The organism is Frankia sp. Allo2, assembly GCF_000733325.1.
GTDB lineage: Bacteria > Actinomycetota > Actinomycetes > Frankiales > Frankiaceae > Frankia > Frankia casuarinae.
Genome location: NZ_JPHT01000003.1, coordinates 22,576 through 47,277, shown reverse-complemented (window position 1 = coordinate 47,277; position 24,702 = coordinate 22,576). Strand labels below are relative to the sequence as shown.

Sequence of the window (24,702 nt, the reverse complement as noted above, 5' to 3'; positions counted from 1 at the left end):
GGGAACCCTCGCCGACATGCTGCGCGCGAGCACGGATCTCAGCGACGACGGCATCGACCACCTGCACGCGCTCGTCGCGGACTGGGCTCTGCTCGCCGACCTCTCCTTCGCTGATCTGTTGCTGCTCGTGCCTGTCCGCTCCGGCTCGGGGGCCAGCCGGGGCGGCCACGCCAGCGGAGCCGAATTCCTCGTCGTGGCCCAGGTCCGTCCCACCACCGGTCCGACCGCGTACCACAACGACGAGGTCGGCAGCGTCGTGATCAATCGCTGGGTGGTCCAGAACGCCTGGCGGGAACACCGGATCGCGCGGGAGGGCGAGCCCGAGTGGGACGGTGGGGTCCCGGTGCGGACGGAGGCGATCCCGGTCCGGCGGGGTGACGAGGTGATCGCCGTCCTTGCCCGGGACACCAACCTCGCGACCACCCGGACGCCGAGCGCGCTGGAGTCGGCTTATCTGCAGGGTGCCAACAACCTGGCCCTGATGATCGCCGAGGGCGCCTTTCCGTTCCGCGGCAGCTCGGCGGAGCTTCCCGAGTCCCCCCGGGTGGGCGACGGCATGATGCGGCTCGACGGCGCCGGGAAGGTGATCTTCGCGAGTCCGAACGCGCTCTCGGCGTACCGCCGGCTTGGCTACACCGGCAATGTCACGGGCGAGGACCTCCGCTCCGTGCACCGGGCGCTGAACCTGTCCGCCACGACCCCGGCGGTCTGGCACGCGCTCGGCCGGCGCCGGCCGGTGGAGGTGGAAGCCGCGGTCGGGAGCACGGTGGTACTTCTGCGGGCGATCCCGCTCTTCCCCGGGGCGACCCGGGAGGTGCTGGTGCTCGTCCGGGACGTCTCCGAACTGCGTCGCCGCGAGGCGCTGCTGCTGAGTAAGGACGCGACGATCCGTGAGATTCATCACAGGGTCAAGAACAATCTACAGACCGTAGCAGCCCTGCTGCGGTTGCAGATGCGGCGGACGAAGGTCGACGAGGCGCGCTCGGCGCTGCGGGAGTCGGTGCGCCGGGTCACCTCGATCGCGGTCGTGCACGAGACGCTGTCCCAGAGTTTGGGGGAGAGCGTGCCGTTCGACGAGATCGCCGACCAGATCACCTCGGTCACGGTGGATCTGGCCTCCACCGGGGCCCGGGCGAACACCCGCCGGACCGGGTCGTTCGGGCGGCTTCCCGGCGAACTCGCCACCCCGTTGGCTCTTGTGCTTTCCGAACTTCTGCAGAATGCTGTAGAACATGCGTTCGACGGTTCGGCGGGTTCCATCGAGATCCGGGTCAGCCGCCTGGCGGACCGGCTTGACGTGGTCGTGGCCGACGACGGTGCCGGGCTGCCCGAGGACTTCCAGCTCGAGCACTCGCCAAGGCTGGGGCTGCAGATCGTCCGCCAGCTGGTGCTGGGCGAGATGCACGGCACCATCCGGCTCCAGGCCGGTCCAGAGCACGGGACGGAGGCGCTCCTGTCGATCCCACTTTCTGAAAGTTGAGTGTTTAGGGTGCCCGGGAGGGGGTATCCCCCAGGATGTGTCCCTCGTCCATGGCCGTCGTGCCGATGTGGCGTGCTCGTGGGGGGCCGGATCGGGACCGTCCCGGGCGGTGGTTCGCCTGAGCGGGCCCGATCGCCGGAAGGTGTGGTCGGGGGCGGAAAACATTACGGCCGCCCCGTCCGCGTCGCGCCGCATTGCTGCGGCGGACGCGCGGACAGAACGGCCGATGCTGCTGCCAGCCACCCCTGTGCCGCGGTACGGGTTGTGGCATGACCTCATGCGGCGACCACTGCGGTCCGCCGGTGGATCCGGTGGTGCCGGTTCCGGCGGGCAGGGTCTGCCGCGAGCGGGTGTTGTTGTTCGGACCCGGGACGTGGTGCCGGTTCCTCGGGTGCTGTCGGCCCGCCGTCGGGGACGGTCCTGCGGTCAGGCGGTTCGAACCCGGNGTCGGACCTGGCGCTTGAGCGCCCGGCGTTCGTCCTCGCTCATCCCGCCCCAGACACCGGAGTCCTGCCCGGTGTCCAGTGCCCAGTTGAGGCAGTCACTCGTGACTGCGCACCGCGCGCAAACGGCCTTTGCCTCTTCGACCTGGCGTTCCGCCGGACCGGTTGTACCGATCGGGAAGAAGAGCTCGGGATCCTCGTCACGGCAGAGCGCTCTGTGGCGCCAGTCCATGCGTACAACTCCCTCTCTCGTCTCGGGCCACACTGCACATGAGACGCTTTGTGAGCCGCTACGGTTGTGCCGAGGTGAAAAATAAATTGAGCAGGATGTCTGCTCGGCCTCGACGGCGGCCGTAGAGCGGGTTGCCGGGTGTCGGTAAGCCCGGGTGCACGTGCATCCACCTCGGACATTCGCCACCCTCCCACCCGAACAGGCAGCGGCGCAAGAACCTGCAAGCCTCTTCACAGCCTGGCTGGCCTGCACTTGTCCGGCAAGGACACAGACGGACCACGGGGGGCGACCGTCTCCCTGGATGGCCGAAGTGCCACGGGAGTCCCGATTGCCAGGGGATGTTACGCTCCGTTGCATCGATCGTCACCGGTGCGGCCGGTGGGCGGCCCGGATCCTCGGCGATCAAGCCGCCGGTGTCATGCCAGTCGGTCATGGATCCGTTCTGTGGTGCCTGAGGGCTGCTCCGGCGCCGGTGCGCGCCGTCATCCCGGCCCGATCTGACCCGCTCGCGTCGCCGGAGATGGCAGGGTTGGGGCATGGAGGTTCTCGGTCATCGTGGCAGCAGGGTTCCCGGCCCGGAGAACACGGTCGAGGCGGTGGATGCCGCGTTGCGGGTGGGCGCCGACGGTGTCGAGGTCGACGTGCGGCGCAGCGCGGACGGCGACCTGGTCTGCGTGCACGACGCGCGGCTGTCCCGTCCCGCCGGCCGGGCCGTGGTCCGGCAGACCACGGTGGCGCTGCGGGCCCGGGGCATCCCTCTGCTCGATGAGATCCTCGACGTGTGGGATGGCCGCGGTCGGCTCATCTGTGAGATCAAGAACCAGCCCGGGCAGCCGGACTTCGACGCCCCCCGGGAGCAGACCGCGCGCCGGCTCGCCGAGACGCTGCGTGCCCGGGGATGGACCGGCCGCCGGCCGGACGCCGCCGACCTTGACGCCGGTGCCGGCGGCATCACGGTGTCGTCGTTCGACTGGTTTGCCATCGAGGCGGTGCGTGACGCCGACCTCGCGGTCACGACGGCGTTCCTCACCATGCCCCGGATGTCGGTGAGCGGCGGCCTCGCCTACGCACGGTCGGCGGGCCACACCGAACTGCATGTGCACACCAGCGCGGTGCTCGGCACCTCCGACGCGGCGGGACGGGCGCGCGAAGCCGGCATCCGGTTGATCACCTGGACGGTGACCAGTCTCGAGGACGCCCGGCGGATCCGCGACGCGGGCGTCACCGGGGCGATCTGCGACGACCCCATGGAGATCCACCAGGCGCTGTCCCGGCCGGACGGGACCCCCACCACGGCGCTCGACGCCTGAGCGGACACTCTCCTGGGCGGGCAGCCGTCAGGCGACGACGCGCAGCGCGTGCGGCTGGTGGGTCAGCAGCACCTCGGAGAACATCCCGAGATACTCGCCGTCCATCTGCACCGGCAGGGGCGTATCCGTGGAGAAGCGGATACGCGACGTGTTGTGGCGGCGCACCACGTTGCGACCGCGCGGACCCTCGCCGTNGGTGAGTANCCGCGAGGCGGCCCGCAGCACGCTGGGCAACCGTACCCGCCGCAGCGCGAGGAGGTCCAGACCGGTGTCGAAGGACGCGTCCGGGCAGGCGAGGACGGGACGGGAGTTGAGGTAGGTCCACGGGCGGGTGTTGCAGACGATGCAGAAGGCGATGTGCTCCTCGGCCCNCCCNCCCGCCGGGTCGGTGGTCCCGGGGGCGGGGGCCGAGCCGGCGTCGGCGGTCGTCAGGGTGATGGGCGAACCGCGGCGGTCGGTGCCGTGGAGGATCTGACCCGCCGCGGTCCGCAGGAACAGGCCGGCGGTGTTGCGCCTGCCCTTGCCACGCTTCTCCTCGACCCGCGCGACGACCCGGGCATCCAGGCCGATACCGAAACAGAACGTGAACCAGCGCCGTTCGTCGCCGTACTGAGCCCGGCCGAGGCTGATCCGCCGGGTGCGGCCCTCGCGGAGCGCGCTCAGCAGCTCGCCGGTCGCCTCCACCGGTGACGCGGAGTAGCCTAGCGCGCGAGCGAAGACGTTGGTGCTGCCACCCGGGACCACGGCGAACGCTGGGCCGCCCGGTACCGGACCGTTCTGGAGCAGTCCGTTGATGATCTCGTTGACGGTACCGTCCCCACCGAGCGCAAGCACCACGTCGACGCCGAGTTCGGCCGCTCTGGCCCCCAGCTCCACCCCGTGCCCCCGCCCCTTGGTGACCACAGTCTCCAGAGCGAGGTCCGCGGCGAGCGCGCTGGCGAGGACGTCACGAACACGTTCGGTCGTAGCAGTGGCGACGGGGTTGACGACCAACAGCCCTCGCATGCCTCCACCGTAGTCCGCCCGGTCATCCGGGTCGCCGGCTGGGAAAACTCTCACACCGGTGGAATCCGGCGGGCACCTCGCGAAGTGCGACGGGTGATGGCGCGGTGGACACCGTCCGGAGGGTCCCCGGGGGCACCGGTCGACGGCCCCGGGAACGCCGACGGCCCCGGGAACGTAGTGTCAGGGATATGGGATCCACGAGTCATCCCGATCAGCCGGCGGCCGGCCGCTTCGGCACGCTGCGGCAGGCTGCTCGCGCGGCGTCCGTGCCCACTCGGGTGGCGTCCGTCCTGCTCGCCATCGAGGCGCTGACCCTGCTGGCCCTCGGAATCCTGCAGGTGCTGCGCGGCTTCGGGCCGGACATCGACGACGTGGGTCGTGCCGAGAGCGGTGGGGTGCTCGCCATCGTCGGCGGGCTCGGTGTGGCGGTCCTCGCGGGGGGCGTGCTGCGCAACGGCGCATCCTTCCGCTCGCCCACCTTGGTCGTGCAGATCCTGTGCCTGCCGGTGGCGTGGGGGCTGGTGCAGTCCGGCCGCTACGGCTACGGCATCCCGCTGCTCGTCGTGCCCCTTGTCATCGTCGTCGCGTTGCTGCTGGCCGGTGGGCTCGGGCCGGTGGTCCCGCCTCGGCGCGGCGGCGGGACCGGGTGACGAATCCGCTCAGCCGTCCTCGAGCAGGCCGCGCCGCAGCTGGGCCAGGGTCCGGGCCAGGAGCCGGGAAACGTGCATCTGGGAGATGCCGAGCTCGGTCGCGATCTGGGACTGGGTCATGTTGCCGAAGAACCGCAGCAGCAGGATGCGCTTCTCCCGCGCAGGGAGCTTCTCCAACAGCGGCTTGAGGGACTCGCGGTACTCGACGCCCTCCAGGGACTCGTCCTGGACGCCGAGGGTGTCCGCGACGGCGGGCGCCTCGTCGTCGCCGGAGTCCGGCGCGTCGAGGGAGACCGCCGAGTAGGCGTTCGCCGACTCCAGCCCCTCGAGGACGTCATCTTCGCTCATCTGCAGATGCCGGGCGATCTCGCTCACCGTGGGGGAGCGGCCCAGCGTCTGGGAGAGCTCGGAGGTCGCCTTCGTCAGGGAGAGTTTGAGCTCCTGAAGGCGGCGGGGGACCCGGATGGCCCAGCCCTTGTCCCGGAAGTGCCGCTTGATCTCACCGACAATGGTCGGGGTGGCGTAGGTCGAGAACTCCACCCCACGTTCCGGATCGAACCGGTCCACCGATTTGATCAATCCGATGGTGGCCACCTGGACGAGGTCGTCGAGCGGCTCGCCCCGGTTACGGAAGCGGCGGGCGAGGNACTCCACCAGCGGNAGGNGCATCCGGACGAGCTGATCGCGGACGGCGGAGCGTTCGGGATCGTCCTCGGGTAGCTCGGCGAGGCGGACGAACAGCGTGCGGGCCAGGGCCCGGTCGGGCGAGTGCGCGCGCTCGGGCCGATCGCTCTCCCCGTCGATCGCCGGACCGTCCACCGCCGGGTTCGGTGGCGCCTGGGTCGTCACCTCGGGGCCGAGATCGCTGTCGATCCCCGGCTGGTCGTCGAGCCCGGATCCCCGTTGGCTCAACGCCGCTACCGGGTCCACCGTGGACACCGGGTCGCGATCGGCTACGTCATGATCGGCTACGTCGCGATCAGGTACCGTGCGCGGTGGGGTCGGCGTCCTCCCGGTCGACGTCACGACGTACCTACCGTGTCGCCCAGTGGAGTCTCTCTGGACGCGCCCGACCCTCGGACGTGGCCGGCCGGAGGCCCGCCGAGGTCGGCGCGCACGCCCCTGCGTTTCTGCAGGGCGATGCTCACCCGCGACCCTGGGCCCGTCGAGGTCTGCACGTCGCCCGCCAGCGCCTTGAGCACGGTCCAGGCGAAGGTGTCCTCGGAGGGCTGCTCGCCGTCCAGGCTCTCGACCGTCACCAGGACGTGCATCACCCCCGGCGAGAGGGTGAACGTGCAGTCCAGCGAGGAACCCGGCACGGCCGAGACGAGCAGCAGGGCGCACGCCTCGTCCACGGCGATCCGGAGATCCTCGATGTCGTCGAGAGTGAAGTCGAGGCGGGCCGCCAGCGAGGCCGTCGCCGTGCGCAGGACGGTGAGGTAGGCGCTCGCGGCGGGCAGGGTGAGCGCAACCACGTCGCGTAGGCCGCCCGAGTGGGCGGTTTGGCTGTCGATGGTGTCGGAGCTCTCCGCGCCGCCGGTCGAAGGCGTCGGATCCACGTTCCTACCCCCAAAGAGCCTGCGTCGCGCGAGGACGGCGCCTCGCGGGTGTCCTGCCGACCAAGGTCGATTAGATAATGATATTGTCGGCGGTTCCTCTCCCACCCGTCGACGGGTCGAGTATTCCGCTCCCGACCATGACGTCCCGCATGGGCGGACGGTTTCCGCTCCGTCGGCGGCCGGGCGGCGGCCACCGACTCCACCGTACCCAGCCGCCGCTGGGTACCGCAGGTCGGGTGATCGTAAGCTGTTGCATCCGGCCTGTCTGGCCGTCGTCGGCTTAGGCGGTCGTCGGCTTAGGCGGTCGTCGGCTTAGGCGGTCGTCGGCCGCGGCGCTGCCGGTCCCGACGCCGGCCAGGGTGGTGATGGCGTCGGCGTCCATGCGCCAGGTCGTCCAGCCCTCGATCGGCCCCGCGCCGAGGGAGCGGTAGAACGCCTGCGCCGGGGCGTTCCAGTCCAGTACGGCCCATTCCATGCGCCGGTAGCCGCGGTCGGCGCAGATCGTCGCGAGGGTGGTGAGCAGGGCCTGCCCGTAGCCACGGCGGCGGTGGTTCGGCCGGACGAACAGATCGACGAGGTACATCCCGGTCTGGCCGGTCCAGGTGGAGAAGGTCGGGTGCCAGAGCGCGAAGCCGACGACCTGTGGTGGGGCGGCGACCTGTGGTGGGGTGGGGTCGCCGGCAAGGTGGTCTGTGGTGGCCACCAGACAGTGCGCGGCTGGCACCGGTCCGAACAGGGCCGTGTCGAGATCGGCGGGCGTCATGGCGACGGCGGCCGGCTCCTTCTCGTACGCGGCGAGTTCGGTGACCAGGCGGTGGACGACCTCGACGTCTCCGGGGCCGGCCACCCGGATCACCGGATGTCCCCGGCGGCGCTCGCCGAGCGGAGCTCGGCGTACAGGGCCCGGCAGGCGCGATAGTCGGGCAGCAGGCCAGCCGCCTCCGCCTCCTTGAGCGACGGCGCCGCGGTGTCCTTGTCGGACAGCAACGGCGCGAGATCGTCGGGCCAGGGCAGCGCGAGATCGGGATCGAGTGGGTGGACCCCGTACTCGCGCCCGGGGGTATACGGAGTCGAGCACAGGTAGGAGATCGCGGCGTCGTCGGTGAGCGCCATGAAGGCATGCCCGAGACCCTCCGCGACGTACAGGCCCCGCCGGTCGACGTCGTCGAGGACGACCGCCGCGAACGTCCCGTAGGTCGGTGAGCCGACCCTGATGTCGACGACGCAGTCCAGCACCCGGCCGTGCACGCACGTCACGTACTTCGCCTGGCTGGGGGGGACCTGCGCGTAGTGCACCCCGCGCAGCGTGCCGGCCCGGCTCACGCTGTGGTTGGCCTGCGACAGGGTGAGCGGATGCCCCACCGCCTCGGCGAGAGCGTCCGAGCGGAACCACTCCAGGAAGGTCCCGCGGCTGTCGGAGTGCTGGCGCGGGGTGAACACCCAGGCGTCCGGAACCGATAGTTCGCTGATCTCCACGTGTGCGAAGGTACCGGTTCGGTCCCGCGCCTCCCAGGACGCCGGACCACGCGTCGGACCCGAGCCGGCCCCGGACTCCGGTCGTGACGGAGGGGCCGCGGCGAAGCAGGTGACAAATTCCACCCGTTTCTCCCGCTCCTTGGTGTCGGTTAACGAGGACATAGCGATGTCGTAACAACCGGACGCGGGCCATGGCGGAACCGAATTGAAGGCGATCCGGGCGCGTTGCACCTTCGCCCGCCAGGAGGCCGGCGAGCGACCAGGCCAGGTCGATATCCATGCTGACGATGGTTCTTCCGTCGGTGTCGACGAATTCGTTCAGCGCGTACGAACTGTCGGTCGCCATACCGTCAGAACTGTTGGTCGTCACACCGTCGGAGTGCCCTTGTCGTGCACCTCCTTGGGCAGCTGACCAGGGACGGAGCCGTCGACGGAGGATGCCGGAGATCGCCGTCGCCGGGGCACCGGAGCCGTCGTTCCGGTCACCGACGGAAATCATCAGGAGTGCTACCGTCATTGCCGGAATGGGCATCGCCCGAGTACGACGGAAAGCATCGCTGTGCACGGATTACCTTTTGGGCCCGGGCGGGCGTGTCGGTGGGTTGCCGGTAGCCGGGGGAGACCCCCGCTTCTGATCACGTGATGCTTCCCTCGGGCGTCGGCATCCTNTCCGTGGCGGTATGTTTCGTTTCCGTTGCCGATACGTTCGTTGTCGGTTCGCCGTCGGCGAAGCGCCGTCGGGAGCAGGGGCGGCCGCGCGTGCCATATTGGAAGCAACCCCGGGCGACACCCGGTCGATCGCCCGCCTTACACGATGAGGCGGTACCGCTCAGGCTTGTTCTTCCGCGAAACACGCACCGCACGGGAGTATGAGTACGTTGTAGCCGCAGCCCAGGTGAGACCGCGATCGTCGCGGGGTCCGCCGGCGGCTCGTTCGAGGAGCAACCTCCGTGACCGCAACCACTGACCAGCCGACTCTCGGTTCCACCACGTCGGACTTCGCCGGGCTCAGCCCGCGGCCGTCCGACGACGATCCCGCGTTCGCCCTGCACCGCGGAGGAAAGATCAACATCAACGCTACCGCTCCATTGAACAGTCGGGAAGACCTGTCCCTGGCCTATACGCCCGGAGTCGCGCGGGTGTGTACCGCCATCGCCGGGACTCCGGCCCTTGCCGACGACTACACCTGGCGGTCTAACACCGTTGCCGTGGTCACGGATGGGACGGCCGTGCTCGGCCTCGGTGACANCGGCCCCGCGGCCTCCCTGCCGGTGATGGAGGGCAAGGCCGCGTTGTTCAAGCGCTTCGGTGGTGTGGACGCGGTGCCACTGGCCCTTGCCTGCACGGACGTCGAGGAGATCGTCGACACCGTCGCGCGCCTCGCTCCGAGCTTCGGCGGGATCAACCTCGAGGACATCTCGGCACCGCGCTGCTTCGCCATCGAGCGCCTCCTGCAGGACCGCGTCGACATCCCGGTCTTCCACGACGACCAGCACGGAACGGCCATCGTCGCGCTGGCCGCGCTGGAGAATGCGGCGAAGCTCACCGGACGCACCCTCGGTGATCTGCGTGCCGTGGTGTCCGGCGCGGGCGCTGCCGGCGCCGCCGTGGCCCGCATCCTGCTGGCCGCCGGCATCGGGGACATCGCGGTTGGCGACAGCCGCGGCATCCTCTACGCCGGTCGGGACAACCTCACCCCGAGCAAGGCCGCGCTCGCCGCCGAGACCAACCGTGCCGGCCTGGCCGGGTCCATCACCGACGCGCTCGCCGGCGCCGATGTCTTCCTCGGGCTGTCCGCCGGGCAGGTCCCGGAGGAGGCGGTCGCCACCATGGCGCCGGAGGCGATCATTTTCGCGATGGCCAACCCCGATCCCGAGATCGACCCGGCGGTCGCCCACAAGTACGCGCGGATCGTGGCGACCGGTCGCAGCGACTACCCGAACCAGATCAACAACGTCCTCGCCTTCCCCGGAATCTTCCGGGGAGCGCTCGATGTCCGGGCCAGCCGCGTGACGGAGGGCATGAAGCTCGCCGCCGCGAGGGCGCTCGCCGCGGTGATCGCGGACGAGCTGGCCGAGGATCTCATCATCCCGAGCGTGTTCGACGACCGGGTCGCCCCGGCCGTCGCCGCGGCGACGGCCGCGGCCGCGCGGGCGGANGGGGTGGCCCGCCGCTGACGAGGGCCGGCTGATCGCCGTCGTGCCAGCCAAGGCGTCCAGGGATCCCGGTGCACCTTCTCCGGGGTCCCTGGACGCCTCCACGGGGCCCGTGCCACGCGGGGTCCCCCCCCTTGACGGTCGAGTCCCCCGAGTCCCGCTACGGGTCCTGAGCCGCGTTCCCGGGCCGTTCGCGAGCCCGCGTGGTCTCAGCCCGCGTGGGTCTCAGACCCGGCCGCATCCCGGGCAGGGCCGGTTCTCCACCGCCTCCGCGAGCGGGCGCAGGGTCCCACATCCCTTGTAAGAGCAGCACACGAAGTCGGCGGGAGCCACCGTGATGACCGGTATGCCGTCCACGATGACCGTCGCGGGTGCCTCCGGGACGGGCGCGGGGTGTCGGCGGCGCCAGCCCAGCCGCCGGCTCGACCCGTTTCTGCGTGGCGAGTCGGGCATGTCCTCGTGGGTCACCACGGCCTGTTTACCATTGGGTGTCCACCCTTGTTGTTCCCACGGTGTCGAGTTCAGCACACCGGCCTGGCAGGCGCGGTTGCCGGCCCGGATGGTCCCCTTCGTCCGTGGCGTCGCCTGTCGGTTGTCCTGAGTGGATCCGCGCCGGTCGGCCTCGCTCGCGTCTGCACGCCAGTAGCCGTAGGTTCGAAGGGTGCTAGCCGCCGCCGCCATGTCCCTCCACCCCGATTCCCCGCTCGACGGCCTGGCCATCGGGGAGCAGCCCGAACCCGCGCCGCTCGACGGGTGGGTCACCGTCACGGTGCGGGCCGCCTCGCTCAACCATCACGACCTGTTCAGCCTGCGTGGAGTGGGCCTGCCGGCGGATCGGCTCCCGATGATCCTCGGCTGTGACGCCGCCGGGGTGACCCCCGACGGGCAGGAGGTCATCGTCCACAGCGTGATCGGTGATCCGGCAGCGGGCGGGGGGGACGAGACGCTGGACCCGAAGCGGACCCTGCTGTCCGAGCTGTACCCGGGAACCCTTGCCGAGCGGGTCGCCGTGCCGCGGCGCAACCTGATCCCGAAGCCCGCAGGGTTGTCGTGGGAGGAGGCCGCCTGCCTGCCGACCGCCTGGCTCACCGCCTACCGGATGGTCGTCTCCCGGGCGGGGCTGCCCGCCGGGGGCGGCGGCACCGTGCTCATCCAGGGAGCCGGTGGGGGGGTGGCCACCGCGGCGCTGCTGATCGCCAAGGCCGCCGGGCACACCGTTTTCGTGACCTCGCGGGACGAGACCAAGCGGAAGCGGGCGGCCGCCCTCGGCGCCGACGAGGTTCTCGAACCCGGTGCCCGGCTGCCGCGCCGGGTCGACGCGGTCATCGAGACCGTCGGCGCCGCCACCTGGGGTCACTCGGTGAAGGCAGTGCGCCCCGGCGGGCGCATCGTGGTCTCGGGCGCCACCAGTGGTCCGAACCCGCCGGCGGACCTCACCCGGATCTTCTTTCTCCAGCTGTCGGTGATCGGTTCCACCATGGGGAGCCGGGACGAGCTAGTCGATCTCGTTGCATTCGTGGAACGGACCGGGGTGCGGCCGCTGATCCACGAGGTGCGCCCGTTGGCCGATGCCCGGGCCGCCTTCGAGCAGCTGCTCGGCGGTGAGTTCTTCGGCAAGTTGATACTCCGCCCCCCCGCCTAGCCCCTTCGTCGTGGTGCGGGGACTCCTGGCTCGGGGCTGGGCGGGCTAGAGATCCGGGTCCTCCTCGGGGCGGGCCAGCCAGGTGGCGAGCCGGTCGATCGCGTCCTCGAAGTCGGGATACAGGTCCACGAAGACGCGCAGCGAGTCGGCAAGACCCTCGTAGGTCAGGCTCTCCGGGCCGCGCCGCGCGGCGAGTTCCTCGATCCCCCGGTCGGTGAAGTACATCGCTGCCCCCTGTCTGGCGAGCGGATGTCTGGCGAGCCGGACCGGCCGCCGCACGCCGGTGGCGCTGCCGGGCACGGCGGCCCGGGAACACCACCGGTGCGGCGGGACGGTCCTCGGATCGGGCGACGCTCCGCCGGCCGCGTGCTCAGTTCTCGAACGCCGCCTCGACCAGGGCCTGCTGCTCGCGCTCGTGCACCTTCGACGACCCCGAGGCCGGGGCCGCGGCGGCGCGCCGGGAGATGCGACGCAGCCGGATGTCGCCGGGCAGGAACTCGGTCAGGTTGAGGGCCATGTGCGGGTAGGCGCCCTGGTTCGCCGGCTCCTCCTGGAGCCAGACGATGTCCGTCACGTTCGGGTAACGCTCCAGGACCTGCGCGAGCTCCGGCCCGGGCGTCGGGTAGAGCTGTTCGACGCGCAACAGGGCGAATCGCTCGGCGTCGTCGTGCTTCCCCCGGGCGGCGGCGAGATCGTAGTAGACCTTGCCCGCCGTGAGCAGTATCCGGCGCACGGCCGACGGGTCCGTGACGGACCCGTCGTCGATCACCGGCTGCCAGCCGCCGCCGGTCAGCTCGGCCACGGTGGACGTTGCGGCCTTCAGCCGCAGCATCGACTTGGGGGTGAAGACCACCAGCGGACGCCGGACCGGCGAGAGGGCCTGCCGGCGCAGCAGGTGGAAGTAGCTGGCGGGGGACGAGGGTGCGGAGACCGTCATGTTGTTGTCCGCGCACAGCGACAAGAAGCGCTCGATGCGGGCGGAGGAGTGGTCGGGACCCTGACCCTCGTAGCCGTGCGGCAGCAGCAGGGTGACCGCCGACCGCTGGCCCCACTTGGCCTCACCGGCGGTGATGAACTCGTCAATGATCGACTGGGCGCCGTTGGCGAAGTCGCCGAACTGCGCCTCCCAGAGCACCAGCATGTCCGGCCGGGCGACCGCGTAGCCGTACTCGAAGCCCATCGCCGCGAACTCGCTCAACAGCGAGTCGTAGACGTAGAAGGTGCCGACACCGTCGTTCACGATGGTGCCGTCGAGGCCGTGGCGCAGGGTCCGCAGCGGGGTGTGGTCCGCGGCGCTGTGCCGGTCGACCAGCACGGCGTGCCGCTGGCCGAAGGTGCCCCGCCGGCTGTCCTGACCGGTCAGCCGCACCGAGCGGCCGTCGAGCAGGAGCGTTCCGAAGGCCAGGGTCTCCNCCAGCNCCCAGTCGATNAAGCCGGTCTCCACCATCTGGGCCCGCCGCTCGACCTGGGGACGCAGCCGTGGATGGACGGTGAAGCCCTCCGGCAGGTTGACCTGGGTCTCGATGACCTTCTTCACGGCCTCGTCGGACACGGCGGTGCTGACCGCGGCCGCCGCGGCGGCCTCCTCCGGGGNGGNGATGATGCGTGGCTGCGGCGACGAGCTCGCCGGGGTGGTGTCCCGGGTCTGCGCGAAGGCCTTCTCGAGCTCCGCGCGGTAGCTCTTCATCGCTTGCTCGGCCTCCTCGCGGGTGATGTCCCCGCGGCCGATCAGCGCCTCGGTGTAGAGCTTGCGCACCGAACGCTTGCTGGCGATGGTGTCGTACATCAACGGCTGGGTGAACGAGGGCTCGTCCATCTCGTTGTGCCCGCGCCGCCGGTAGCAGACCAGATCGATGACGACGTCCTTGTGGAACGCCTGGCGGTACTCGAACGCCAGCGCCGCAACCCGGACACACGCCTCCGGGTCGTCCCCGTTCACGTGGAAGATCGGTGCCTGGACCATCCGGGCGACGTCGGTGGCGTACACCGACGACCGGCCGGAGTCCGGCGAGGTGGTGAATCCGACCTGGTTGTTGATGACCAGGTGCACGGTGCCACCGGTGCGGTATCCCCGCAGCTGGGACAGGTTGAGGGTCTCGGCGACGNCCCCCTGCCCGGCGAACGCGGCATCGCCGTGGACGAGTACCGGCAGAACGGTGAAACCCGCCGAGCCCTTGTCCAGAATGTCCTGCTTGGCGCGGACGACGCCCTCGGTGACCGGGTCGACCGCCTCGAGGTGCGACGGGTTCGCGACCACCGAAACCGGTACCGTGCGGCCGTCCTGGCCGGTGTAGACGCCCTCGGCGCCGAGGTGGTACTTCACGTCGCCGGAGCCGTGCGCCGTCTGCGGGTCGAGGTAGCCCTCGAACTCGGCGAAGATCTGCCGGTAGGACTTGCCGACGATGTTGGCGAGCACGTTCAGCCGGCCGCGATGGGCCATGCCGATGACGACCTCGTCCATCCCCGCGCCGGCGGCACGCGAGAGAACCTCGTCGAGGGCGGGGATCGTCGACTCGGCGCCCTCGAGGGAGAACCGGCGCTGGCCGACGTACTTGGTCTGCAGGAAAGATTCGAACGCCTCCGCGGCCCCGAGCCGCTCCAGCACGTGCAGCTGCTCGGCCGGGTCCGGCCGCTCCGCGGCCCGCTCGACCCGGGCCTGGATCCAGGCACGCTCATCCGGTTCCTGGATGTGCATGTACTCGATGCCGACCCGACGGCAGTACGAGTCGCGCAGGACCCCCAGGACGTCGCGCAGGGACATCGTCCGGTGCCCGGCGAAGCCGCCGACGGCGAACTCGCGGTCGAGGTCCCACAGGGTCAGCCCGTGGCTGATGATGTCGAGGTCGGGATGGCTGCGGATGGCGAACTCGAGCGGGTTCGTGTCCGCCATGAGGTGGCCGCGCACCCGGTAGGCGTGGATCAGTTCCAGCACCCGGGCGTTGTGGTCGAGGTCGCCCTCGTGCACGACCGGCATGTCGGCGACCCAGCGCACGGGCTCGTAGGGCACCCGCAGCGACTGGAAGATCTCGTCGTAGAAGCCCTCCTCGCCGAGGAGCAGCTGATGCATCCGGCGCAGGTACTCACCCGACTGGGCGCCCTGGATGATGCGGTGGTCGTAGGTGCTGGTCAGAGTGATGATCTTGGAGATCGCGAGCTTCGCCAGGGTGTTCGCCGACGCGCCGGAGAACTCGGCCGGGTACTCCATCGCCCCGACGCCGATGATCGTGCCCTGGCCCTCCATCAGGCGGGGCACCGAGTGCACGGTGCCGATGCCGCCGGGGTTGGTCAGGCTGATGGTGACGCCGGTGAAGTCGTCGGTGGTCAGCTTGTTCGTCCGGGCCCGGCGCACGAGGTCCTCGTAGGCCTGCCAGAACTGGGTGAAGTCCAGCGTCTCGGCCTTCTTGACGGCGGCGACAACGAGCTGGCGGCCCTTCGGGGTCACCAGGTCGATGGCGAGGCCCAGGTTGATGTGCTCCGGCTGGACGACGGCCGGCTTGCCGCCCACCTCCGTGTAGGAGGCGTTCATGACGGGATGCGCGGCCAGCGCCTTGACCATCGCGTAGCCGATGATGTGCGTGAAGGACACCTTGCCGCCGCTGGAGCGGGCCAGGTGCCGGTTGATCACGATGCGGTTGTCCGCGAGCAGCTTGGCCGGCACCGCCCGCACCGAGGTCGCCGTCGGGATGTGCAGCGAGGTCTCCATGTTGCTGACCACGCGGGCGGCGGCGCCGCGCAGCGGCGTGGCCGCCTCCGGAGCCTGCCTGTCGGCGGGTGCCGCCTGCTTCGGGGGCCCGGCGGGCTGTGCCGACGCCGGGACCGGCGCGGCCGGAGTAGACGGCGCGGCCGTGCTCGGCTTCACCGGAACAGGCGTAGTGTGGAAGACCTCACCATCCGGCGAAACCTCCCCGTTAGGTGCCGCCGTGGCGGCCTGCCCGGCGCCGCCCGCGGCGGCGGGCGGCGCGCCGGGGTGGTAATCGGAGAGGAACTCGCGCCACTCCGGCGACACGCTCTGCGGATCTTCGAGAAACTGTTGGTAGATCTCGAAGACCAGCCATTCGTTGGGTCCGAAGTCAGGTCCTGACGCAGGTACCGTCGGTGCTGTCACGGGGCCATTCGCCTCTATCCACGGTCTCGCTTCTCGGCCTCCGATAAGGCCCTTCCGCCACCGTCTGCCTATCCTACCCGCTCTGGGCATCCCGGCCTGGCCCGTCCATGNTCGGTTACGAGTAGATTGCTCGGCGTGTTCTCCGGGATGGGCGGACCGGCGCCGGGAACGTCCGGTAGCTACAGCCAATCAGGGCGAGAGCGAGATCGTTCCATCGTTCACCGCGCGGTGGGGATACTCCCGGGCGGGCCGTCGGTTATGCTTCGGTGACGCCGGCCCGCATCATGGCCCCCGGACCCAATAAATGTCGCTTCGAGCGACCTACGCCCGTGAGGCGACCTGGCGGGCCGGCGTCTGCCTCCTGATGTTTCTGCTCCTCGGTGTCTTTTCTCCCTTGGTGTCGTTGTCTCTTGGTGTCGTTGTCCCTTGGTGTCGTTGTCCCTTGGTGTGTCCGGAGTCAGGATGCGTCCGTCGCGGACTGCCCGTAGTGATCCCACCCATCGCTGCCTACGGGGCGCTTCCCGTCCACTGTCACCCCCGCGCCGGCCGATCCCGCGCCGCTCAGGACCGAACCGATCACGATGCACCCGGCCGGCGGGGTCACTCCTGGGGGAAGGCAGGCGACCAGCGGGTGATCCTCGCCGCCGCCGAGTACCCAGCGCAACGGGTCCACATCAAGGGCGGCCCCGGCCGACCGCATCGCCTCGTCGATCAGGAAGGCTTCCGACGCGAGATCGATGGACACCCCCGAGGCCACGGCGATGTGACCGAGATCCGCCACGAGACCGTCCGAGACGTCGCACATGGCGTGCGCGCCCGCGGCGGCGAGCACCGGCCCGAGCGCGTAGGGCGGCCGGGGCCGGCGGTGCGCCGCGATCAGTTCCTTCCATCTCGGGTCGTCGACCCATCGGGAGTCGCCGGCTGCCNAACCCGCCGTGAGTAGGGCCAGCCCCGCCTGGGCCCACCCGAGACGACCAGCGAGCACCACGGCATCGCCGGGCCGGGCGCCCGAGCGCAGGACCGGCGGCCGGCCCTGCAGGTCACCGAGCGCGGTCACCCCGAGCATGATCGAATCCGCGGAGCTGACGTCCCCGCCGGACACGGAGGCACCGGCCTGCGCGCATTCCTCGGCCATTCCGTCGGCCATCGCCAGGGCCCAGTCGACCGCGAGGTCGCCGGGTGCGGCGAAGCCGAGGAACAGGCCGGTGGGCCTCGCCCCCATCGACGCCACGTCGGCGAGGTTCTGCGCGGCGGCCTTGTGCCCGACATCCACCGCGGACGACCAGTCCCGGCGGAAGTGGCGTCCTTCGAGCAGCAGGTCGGTGGTGACGACCACCCGACCGTCCGGGGCGGCCAGCACCGCCGCGTCGTCCCCGGGGCCGACCAGCACGTCCCGTCCATGGGAGAAACGCGCCGTCACGGCCTCGATCAAGCCGAACTCGCCCAGATCGCGCAGCGTCGCCCCCGCCGGGGGTCTCCCGTGACTTCCCATTCGCCATATCCTCCAATATCTAGATGATCTAGATATTCCATCCTCAGGCGGAGTTTCCCGACCCCGCCGCCCGCCGGACCGACCGGACCAACCGGTCCCGCGGCTTCCGGCCGGAGGCGGCACCGACGGGTGGATGGTGGCGAGTCCGGGGCGTGCCGGATGCGGCCCTGGCCGCACCGCCTACCCGGAAACAGCGGAATGACCGTGATCGCAACGTCTGCGTCACCTTCCCGACATATGCTGCTGGAAATCTGACGCGCGTGCGAAGCCAGACCTGTCCGCGTGTATGTTGTCCGCGGCCTGCCGTGATCCGTGGGGTCGGTCAGCCGCGCGCCCAGGCGATCCGGCCCAGCGGAGGTCCGCTGACCAGGCATCGGTCCAGGTAGGGTCGGGTGGCGCTGCAGCCTGGCCGAGGAAGGATCGAGGGACGGCACTACCTGCCCTCCACCCCCGAGACCATCAGATGGGGTGAGCTGCCGAACGCCCTGACCAGGCCGGTTCTCAGTATCGACTCCGGCGCCACGGTCACCTTCGACACGGTCAGCCAAGAGGGGATCCTCTGCGACCAGGGGCGCGATCCCGACGCCTTCTTCGCCGGTTTCGGGGTCGCGCCGTCGGAGGTGCTGGCCGACGCCCGGGCGATCGCCGCTTCGGGTATCCCGCACCGGTTCGGGGTGGACGGTCCCCACATCGTCACCGGACCGGTGTTCATCCGGGGCGCGGAACCGGGGGACGTGCTGCGGGTTGAGGTGGTCTCGCTGCATCCCCGCGCACGGTATGGGATCGTCTCGACCCGCCATGGCGCGGGCCTGCTTGCAGGGGAGTNCCCNGNGGGGGGGCCGCCGGACGCGGACGCCGACGCCCGCCATTGGCGACGCTTCCGCACCGTTACCACCTTCTGTGCGGTGGAGCGCCGGCGGGGCCGCCTGTTCGGCGCCCTGACCAGCGTGAACGGCAGCAGGACCCGGTTTCCGTTGGCGCCGTTCCTGGGCATCATGGCGGTCGGCGTGGACACTACCACCAAGATCGTCCCCTCCACCTCGATCGGTCTGCACGGCGGCGCCCTGGACTGCCGGGAACTCGGCGCGGGCGCGCGGCTGTTCCTGCCGGTCCAGGTGAGCGGCGCGTTGTTCGCCGTCGGCGATCCGCATTACGCCCTCGGGGACGGGAAGATCGGTGCCACCGCCCTGGATGGCCCGCTACGGGCGACGCTGCGGCTGACCGTGCTGCGTGACACGGCGGCCCGGTCGGTTCTCGGCGCGCTGCGGGAACCGTTCATCGAGACCGACACGGCCTGGGTCACCCTGGGGCTCGACGTTGACCTCGCCGAGTCCGTCCGCCGCGCGGCGCGGTCGGCGGTGGTCTTCCTGCAGAGCCGGGTCGGGCTCGACCGGACCGAGGCGCTCGCCTACCTGTCCGCCGCGGCCGACTTCGGGGCCTGCCAGCTCGGCACCGGCACCCAGAGCGCGTTCTGCCGCATCCGTCGGGCGGACTTCACCGAACTGCCGATCGCGAAGCCGCGACTGCCGCGATCCGGACTCGTGCGGATCGTCGGCGTGGGCGACTCGGAGACCGAGGACCCGACGGATCCGGAACACGCCGCGGAGAAGACGCCGGATCGGGCCGACGAGAAGATCGGTCGCGCGGTGCGGATTCACTGGGCCGAGCCGGCCGGTGCCTCACCCCCGATCGACGCGGAAGCCGGCGGCCCGGACACCCCGTGACCGGCCGGGCGCCGGAGCAGGTGTCGAGGCATCCCACGACGATCACGATCCCGACGTCCTGCCGGCGCCGTTCGAACCGGACGGGGTGACCGGGCCGCCGGCCTGACCGACCCGTTCGGCACGCGGGGAGCAGTCTCCCCCACCGGCGCCCGGGGCCGTGCCCGTGCCTCGCCGGAGGGCAGGGGCCGAATCACGGGCCGAACCGCGCGGATCGGCGTCCGGCGGTGCGTCGTCGAGGCCCTCCAGATCGGACAGGGCGATGGGCCGCCACCGGTGCAGCGCCTCGTCGGCGCTCGCCCGGACGGTGGAATGTTCGACGCGGGGGAGGCCGGTGGCGGCCTCGTCCCGCAGTCCTCGCGCCCCGGTGTTCACGGGCGCGATACCGGCCCTCGCCAGCCGCGGCCACAACGAGGCCAACGCGGCGTCGGCGTCGAGTTCGAACTCGGACNGGNGGNCCCGCCAGAACCGCCAGCCCGCCCGGCGCAGCTCGCGCTCCCGGGCGAACTCGTGCGCGATCTCGTCCGGACCGGAGCCGACGTCCCCGTCGCACTCGACGGCGAGCCGGGCCCGACCGCCGGAGACGACCAGGTCGACCCGCCGACCGTTGATCTCCACCTGCGGGGTGACCAGGTAGCCGCGGCCGACGATCTCCCGGAAGACCCGCTGTTCGAACAGGGATCCGAAGGCCGGATGCGGACGGTTGGTCGGCACTTCGGCGAGTGCCGGGGGCTCCTCGCCGCGGCCGCCGGCCGCCGGGTGCGTCGTGGACAGCACGTAGCTCAGATAGTTGTGCCGCAGATCGCGAGGGTCAAGATCGGTGACCGGTACGGAGTGNAACAGCCAGNCCTGGTCGNGGGCCNGGGAGGCCGCGACGTTGAACCGCCGCTGGTACTCCAGCCGGGTCAGCGGGGTGATGCGCGAGTCGGGCGCCACCACCAGGGACAGGAAGACGACGTCGCGCTCGTCACCCTGGAAGTCGGCGGGGACGCCCACCCGCAGCCGTCGACGCTGGTGCTCGGCGGCGGACATCCGGTCGGCCAGCTGGTCGCGGATCAGCGCCGCCTGTGCGGTGCCCTGTGGGACGACGACGCCGAAGGAGAGCCGGGCGTACCGGGGATCCTCGGCGCAGGAGAGCACCTGTGCGACCAGGGCATCGGCCTCGGCCGGATTGCGTGGACCGAGGCCCGCGTCCGTGGTGAAACCGTGGGGAACGAACCGGGCCACCAGCGGCGGCAGCCGGTCGGCGCCAAACTGGCGCAGGGGAAGCAGCGGCGCGTCCCGGTAGAACATGGCCGACGACCACTCGATGATCTCCGGCATGCACCGGAAGTGCTCCCGCAGCCGGATCACCTCGCCGAAGCGGGTTCGCAACAGCGTGAACAGGCTCGACCGGGGGGTGAACCCGACGCGTAGCCACGCCGGCACCTCCGGCAGCAGGGCCTCCAGCCGGTCGAAGACCCGGTCGAGCTCGTCCGTGACCTCCACCGGCGGCGTGCACTGCCGGTCGTCGCCCACGACGATCACCCGTGGGGCGAGCCAGAGCAGGAACAGGCTGTCGAGCCCGGCCTGACTGCCTTCGTCGACGATCACGACGTCGAAGCTGTCGCGCACCGCCGGGATCGTCGACAGCACCTCCCGGATCGGCATGACCCAGGCCGGCACCGCCGTCTGGGCGATCTCCATCGCCTCCCGGGCGGCCTGGCGGAAACGCTCGGCGTGGCGGCCGCCGAAGGTGCCGCTGGCCGCCACCGCGTCGGCATAGGCGCGCAGCGCGGCCGACTGCTCGGCGCCCATCCGTTCGAGGCAGTGTTTCCACGCGCGGGCGCCGGCCAGCTCCGCGGTGGCCGCGGCGACCATGTCCTCCGCCGCGTCCAGCTCGGCGTCCAGATCGACAGGTGGTCCAGCCGGGCCGCCGGGGGCCGTGGCGGCGCCGGGGGCCGTGGCGGTCAGCCAGCTCGCGGCCACCGCCCAGGACCAGGCGGTCGTGAACGCCGCGAGCCTGGCCGGCCAGATCTCCGCTCCATTGGGCCGGGTCGCGCCGGCCGTCGAGACGAGGAGATCGGCGAGGTCGGGATGCGCCGCGCGCAGCCGGCCGAGCAGCTCGTCCCGGCGCAGCGCCACCTCCCGGGCAGCCATGGTGGTGGCGAGCGCGGCCCGGGTCCGCGTGTACGCGGCCACATTGCGGGCCGCTACCGCGCCGGCCAGCTCGGCGACCTCGGACGGCGTGCCCGCCGCGGTGGCAAGCCCGGCGTAGCCCTCCCGCAGTTCCCCCAGCGCCCGCTCGGCGTCGGTGGCGGCTGCCATCGGGCGCAGCGCGGCCATGACGGCCGCGAGATCCCGGACGCGCTCGGCGGAGTCCATCGCCGGTGCCCGGCCGGGCACGATGTCCTCCAGGATTGCCACGACCCGGTTCCGCGCCGCCACGATCGCCTGGATCTCCGTGACGGCCTCCTGCGCCTCAACCAGCCGGGACAGGCGTACCTCGAAGGGATCGGTGGGCCGCGGCGCGATCCCGACCAGGACCCATCCGCGGGTCGCGGCCTCGACCGCGACCTCCGCCCGGAGCCGGACGAGCACGAGATCGAGCAGCTCCGGGGTGGTCGGCGCGACGCCGTCCACCAGCGTCCGGGTCAGCAGCGTGTCCGCCTCCTTCTGGACCTTCGGCCGGAACCTGCGCCGTAGCTCGCCCCCGGCGTCGAGGTACTCGCGCAGTGCCTCCCCCCGGGCGAGCAGGGCGGCGGGGTCGAAGCCCGGATCCGCCGGGGAGCCGGCGTCGGCCGCCGAGGCGGAGCCGTCCGGGGAGGCGGAGGTCGGAAGGGCGACCGCGTGCAGACCGAGCTCGGTCACGTGCCGCGTCGCCTCGGCGATCATCGGCGTGGCCGCGGCCACCTTCGCCCAGAGGACCCGGTCCCGGCCGGCGAGGGCGTCGTCGAGGGCCGCCGGAACCCAGTGCCGTCTGTTCGACCGCTGCCCGCGCCCGTCGAGCTCCTCGAGCGCGCGGGAGAGGCTGGCGACCGCCTGCTGTAGCGGATCGAGGGAGACCACCGCGGGATCGACGGCGGCGAGCGTGTCGAGGAGACCCCGGGTCGCGGGACGGACGGCCGCGCGGGCAAGGCGGACCGCCTCGTCGGCCGCGCGGGCGGTGGCCACCAGGTCCGCGAACCGCTCGGCGGGTAGGAATCGGCTCATCTCGACCACCGGGCCGGCGGACCGGTCCGCGCCGACGTCCTGACCGGATCGCACCTGACCGGATCGCACCTGACCGGATCGCAGCAGGGCGTGGAGCTCCAGCGCCTCGGCGTCGGTCAACGGCGGGGGAACCGGCGCAGGGCCGACAGACCCGGACCCCGTCGCCGTGGTCCTCGCGGTGGTGGTGGCTGCCGCGCTCCGGGGCACGGGCCGCGGCAGCCACCGCGACGCGTCGGCCTCGGCCCGGACCCGCGCCGCGATGCTCGCCCGCGTCCCGCCCCAGCCCGCGGCCACCTCGCTGTCCGGATGCACCGTGTGCTCGGCCAACCGCAGGGCGCGGGCCCGGTCCGCCAGGACATCGCGGGCGCGGATCGCCTCCTGCCGGCGCGCGGCGGCCCGCACGATCCGCCGGTCGAGCGCCTCGGGGTGATAGGTGGCCTTCTCCGCGGCCAGGGCGCTCACGCTCGCGGCGAGCTCGGGGGAACCCACGCCGATGCCGCCAAGCTCGTCCGCTTCGTCTTCGGCCCCGGCCGGGGCGGGGTCGAAGACTGCGTCGGGCCGGCCGTCCAGGTCCGCCCCCGCGTTCCCGGCCTGGTCGACCGGTGCGTCGCGCGCCTCCTCGGTATCGGTGAACGACACGCACAGCCGCTGCAGGTCCGGGGGCAGTTTCTCCCGCAGGACCCGCAGGGCTTGCGACTTCTGGCTGGTGACCAGAACCCGTTGCCCCTCCGCCAGCAAGGCGCAGACCAGGTTGGCGATCGTGTGCGTCTTGCCGGTGCCGGGCGGGCCCTCGACGACGACGCCGTTGTCGTGGCGAAGCCGCTCCAGCACCCGGGCCTGCTCGGGACTGGCCGGGAGCGGGAGCAGCGGGTCCGCACCGAGTTCGGCGCCGCTCGTCGCTCCCTCTGCCTCGAGCCAGGCCAACCGGTCGGCGGCGTCGAGGGTCTCCACCAGCTGGACGAGGCCGAGCGGCGGAGGTCCGTCACCCCGCAGGACGTCGAGCATCCGCTCGTAGTAGGTCAGCAGGGCGGCCTGGTCACGGGTGCGCAGGACGAAGGCCGGGGCGAAGGTCACCCGCGGGCGTGACGCGCTGTCGGGCGCGGGCGGCGCGAGGTCGGGTTCGAAGCCGTCCGTCGGCACGTCGAGCGCCAGCGCCAGCCAGTCCCGCAGCAGCCGGATGTCGTCCGGACCCAGTGGCGCCGACGGTCGTCCCCGCAGGCGCTCGTGCAGCGCGTTCGTCCGTTCCCGGCGGAAGCCGGCGATGCCGTCGAGTAGCGGGCCGTCGGCGAGGCGCGTGGTGGCCCCCGCCGGGACCCGCACCCTGATATCGGAGGTGACCGGGTCGATGTCGCAGGTCAGCCGGGTGGTCAGCAGGTGCTCGCGGACGGTGGGGCCGCCCGGTGGCTGCCAGGTCAGCAGGCCGGTCGCCAGCACGAGTTCCAGCGCGTCACCCTCCTGGGCCACCCGGGCCGCGACCGCGTGCAGCGTGTTGTGCAGATTGCGTCGCTCCGCGTCAACGCGCGCGCGTGTCGCCCAGAGCTGCCATCGCGGCAACCAGGCCTGGTAGGCCGCCGCCGCGGCGGTCTGCTCGGCGGCGGTCTGCTCGGCGGCGGCGCCGTTCCACACCGGCGGCTGGTCGGGATCGGCGCCGGCCGCGTCGGGCAGCACGATCTGGCCGGCGAGGATCGCGGGCGGTGGCGGCGGTGGGGGTAGGACGGTGGCGGCGGGGGCGGTCAGCAGCACCTCGCCGGCCCCGGCGTGCTCGGACAGCGGCACGCCGGCCGGGATGTCGGCGAGCCACACCGTGAGCGGATGCTCCTCGATGGTCCGGATCCGGCCCGACCGGGCCGCCGCGACCTCATGGAGGAACCGCACCAGCCGGTGACAGCGGTCCGCGAGGGCGGCATGCCGCTCGGGGCCGGCGGTCTGCGTCGTCATCAGGACCTCGCTCTGGAGATCCCGGCGCCCGCGCCGGGAGGGAAACGCCGTCCGTCGGTTGTCGACACGTGACTTTCCTCCCGTCGGCGCTGTTCTCCCGATCCGCTCTCCCGATCCGTGGCGCCACCGATCTGTGACGCCCCGTCCGCGAGGTCGGCAGGATGCCGGCATCCTACGCATAATGACGTGCCCCTCTCCGACGGAGCGACAGGAGGGGGTAGCCCGTCCGCGGGGTGCGCCGGGTGCGGGTGCGGGTGCGGGTTCGGGTGAGGTTGCGGCGTGCCGCCGGCGGCATGGTGAG

The 24,702-nt window shown here is 71.7% G+C and carries 17 protein-coding genes; 6 read left to right on the top strand and 11 right to left on the bottom strand.

The genetic code is table 11. The features are described from left to right. Positions 1-16 precede the first annotated feature (16 nt). A complete protein-coding gene (locus tag ALLO2_RS03800) occupies positions 17-1,480 on the top strand; it encodes a sensor histidine kinase (RefSeq protein WP_173645812.1) in 1,464 nt (487 codons plus the stop codon). Between the two features lie 426 nt (positions 1,481-1,906). On the opposite strand, the gene ALLO2_RS03795 is transcribed toward ALLO2_RS03800, so the two are convergent. Then, positions 1,907-2,155 carry a WhiB family transcriptional regulator gene (locus ALLO2_RS03795; protein ID WP_035729783.1) on the bottom strand — a complete coding sequence of 83 codons (249 nt, stop codon included), beginning with the start codon at positions 2,153-2,155 and terminating at the stop codon, positions 1,907-1,909. Positions 2,156-2,691: 536 nt separating this feature from the next. On the opposite strand from ALLO2_RS03795, the gene ALLO2_RS03790 reads away from it, so the two are divergent. Continuing rightward, positions 2,692-3,465: a glycerophosphodiester phosphodiesterase gene (locus ALLO2_RS03790; protein ID WP_011438133.1), complete on the top strand. Its 774-nt coding sequence runs from the start codon at positions 2,692-2,694 to the stop codon at positions 3,463-3,465. A gap of 27 nt (positions 3,466-3,492) precedes the next feature. On the opposite strand, the gene ALLO2_RS03785 is transcribed toward ALLO2_RS03790, so the two are convergent. Beyond that, positions 3,493-4,470 (bottom strand): diacylglycerol kinase family protein, encoded by a 978-nt coding sequence (locus ALLO2_RS03785; protein WP_035729780.1) that lies wholly within the window; start codon positions 4,468-4,470, stop codon positions 3,493-3,495. A gap of 188 nt (positions 4,471-4,658) precedes the next feature. On the opposite strand from ALLO2_RS03785, the gene ALLO2_RS03780 reads away from it, so the two are divergent. After that, positions 4,659-5,120 carry a hypothetical protein gene (locus ALLO2_RS03780; protein WP_023841776.1) on the top strand — a complete coding sequence of 154 codons (462 nt, stop codon included), beginning with the start codon at positions 4,659-4,661 and terminating at the stop codon, positions 5,118-5,120. Positions 5,121-5,129: 9 nt separating this feature from the next. Here ALLO2_RS03780 and ALLO2_RS03775 read toward each other — a convergent pair whose 3' ends face one another. The 4 genes from ALLO2_RS03775 to ALLO2_RS03760 all read right to left on the bottom strand — a co-directional run bounded on the left by ALLO2_RS03775 (position 5,130) and on the right by ALLO2_RS03760 (position 8,155). Next, complete coding sequence (locus tag ALLO2_RS03775) at positions 5,130-6,146, bottom strand: SigB/SigF/SigG family RNA polymerase sigma factor (protein WP_084588346.1); 1,017 nt, start codon at positions 6,144-6,146, stop codon at positions 5,130-5,132. Continuing rightward, positions 6,143-6,679 (bottom strand): anti-sigma factor, encoded by a 537-nt coding sequence (locus tag ALLO2_RS03770; RefSeq protein WP_011438129.1) that lies wholly within the window; start codon positions 6,677-6,679, stop codon positions 6,143-6,145. Before ALLO2_RS03770 ends, ALLO2_RS03775 begins: the two co-directional genes overlap by 4 nt. Before the next feature lie 280 nt (positions 6,680-6,959). Further along, positions 6,960-7,535, bottom strand: coding sequence for a GNAT family N-acetyltransferase (locus ALLO2_RS03765; RefSeq protein ID WP_011438128.1), 576 nt, complete (start codon positions 7,533-7,535; stop codon positions 6,960-6,962). Beyond that, on the bottom strand, positions 7,532-8,155 hold the full coding sequence (locus tag ALLO2_RS03760) for a dTDP-4-dehydrorhamnose 3,5-epimerase family protein (RefSeq protein WP_011438127.1): 624 nt from the start codon (positions 8,153-8,155) through the stop codon (positions 7,532-7,534). The genes ALLO2_RS03765 and ALLO2_RS03760 overlap by 4 nt, the downstream gene beginning before the upstream one ends. 950 nt (positions 8,156-9,105) lie before the next feature. On the opposite strand from ALLO2_RS03760, the gene ALLO2_RS03755 reads away from it, so the two are divergent. Next, positions 9,106-10,332 (top strand): NADP-dependent malic enzyme, encoded by a 1,227-nt coding sequence (locus tag ALLO2_RS03755; protein WP_035729778.1) that lies wholly within the window; start codon positions 9,106-9,108, stop codon positions 10,330-10,332. A gap of 204 nt (positions 10,333-10,536) precedes the next feature. On the opposite strand, the gene ALLO2_RS26900 is transcribed toward ALLO2_RS03755, so the two are convergent. After that, positions 10,537-10,992 carry a hypothetical protein gene (locus ALLO2_RS26900; RefSeq protein WP_232234865.1) on the bottom strand — a complete coding sequence of 152 codons (456 nt, stop codon included), beginning with the start codon at positions 10,990-10,992 and terminating at the stop codon, positions 10,537-10,539. On the opposite strand from ALLO2_RS26900, the gene ALLO2_RS03745 reads away from it, so the two are divergent. Then, positions 10,973-11,953, top strand: coding sequence for a zinc-binding dehydrogenase (locus tag ALLO2_RS03745; protein ID WP_011438125.1), 981 nt, complete (start codon positions 10,973-10,975; stop codon positions 11,951-11,953). The genes ALLO2_RS26900 and ALLO2_RS03745 overlap by 20 nt on opposite strands. 45 nt (positions 11,954-11,998) lie before the next feature. Here ALLO2_RS03745 and ALLO2_RS03740 read toward each other — a convergent pair whose 3' ends face one another. The 3 genes from ALLO2_RS03740 to ALLO2_RS03730 form a co-directional block, all read right to left on the bottom strand. Then, positions 11,999-12,178: a DUF6104 family protein gene (locus ALLO2_RS03740; RefSeq protein ID WP_011438124.1), complete on the bottom strand. Its 180-nt coding sequence runs from the start codon at positions 12,176-12,178 to the stop codon at positions 11,999-12,001. 145 nt (positions 12,179-12,323) lie between these two features. Next, positions 12,324-16,058: a multifunctional oxoglutarate decarboxylase/oxoglutarate dehydrogenase thiamine pyrophosphate-binding subunit/dihydrolipoyllysine-residue succinyltransferase subunit gene (locus ALLO2_RS03735; RefSeq protein ID WP_035729774.1), complete on the bottom strand. Its 3,735-nt coding sequence runs from the start codon at positions 16,056-16,058 to the stop codon at positions 12,324-12,326. 457 nt (positions 16,059-16,515) lie between these two features. Further along, positions 16,516-17,550 carry a thiamine-phosphate kinase gene (locus ALLO2_RS03730; protein ID WP_035729771.1) on the bottom strand — a complete coding sequence of 345 codons (1,035 nt, stop codon included), beginning with the start codon at positions 17,548-17,550 and terminating at the stop codon, positions 16,516-16,518. A gap of 392 nt (positions 17,551-17,942) precedes the next feature. Between ALLO2_RS03730 and ALLO2_RS03725 the strand changes: the two genes are divergently transcribed. Next, positions 17,943-19,274: an acetamidase/formamidase family protein gene (locus ALLO2_RS03725; protein WP_035729769.1), complete on the top strand. Its 1,332-nt coding sequence runs from the start codon at positions 17,943-17,945 to the stop codon at positions 19,272-19,274. Positions 19,275-19,316: 42 nt separating this feature from the next. Here the strand turns inward: ALLO2_RS03725 and ALLO2_RS03720 are convergent, their stop codons facing one another. Beyond that, a complete protein-coding gene (locus ALLO2_RS03720; protein WP_035729767.1) occupies positions 19,317-24,401 on the bottom strand; it encodes an AAA family ATPase in 5,085 nt (1,694 codons plus the stop codon). Positions 24,402-24,702: the final 301 nt, after the last annotated feature.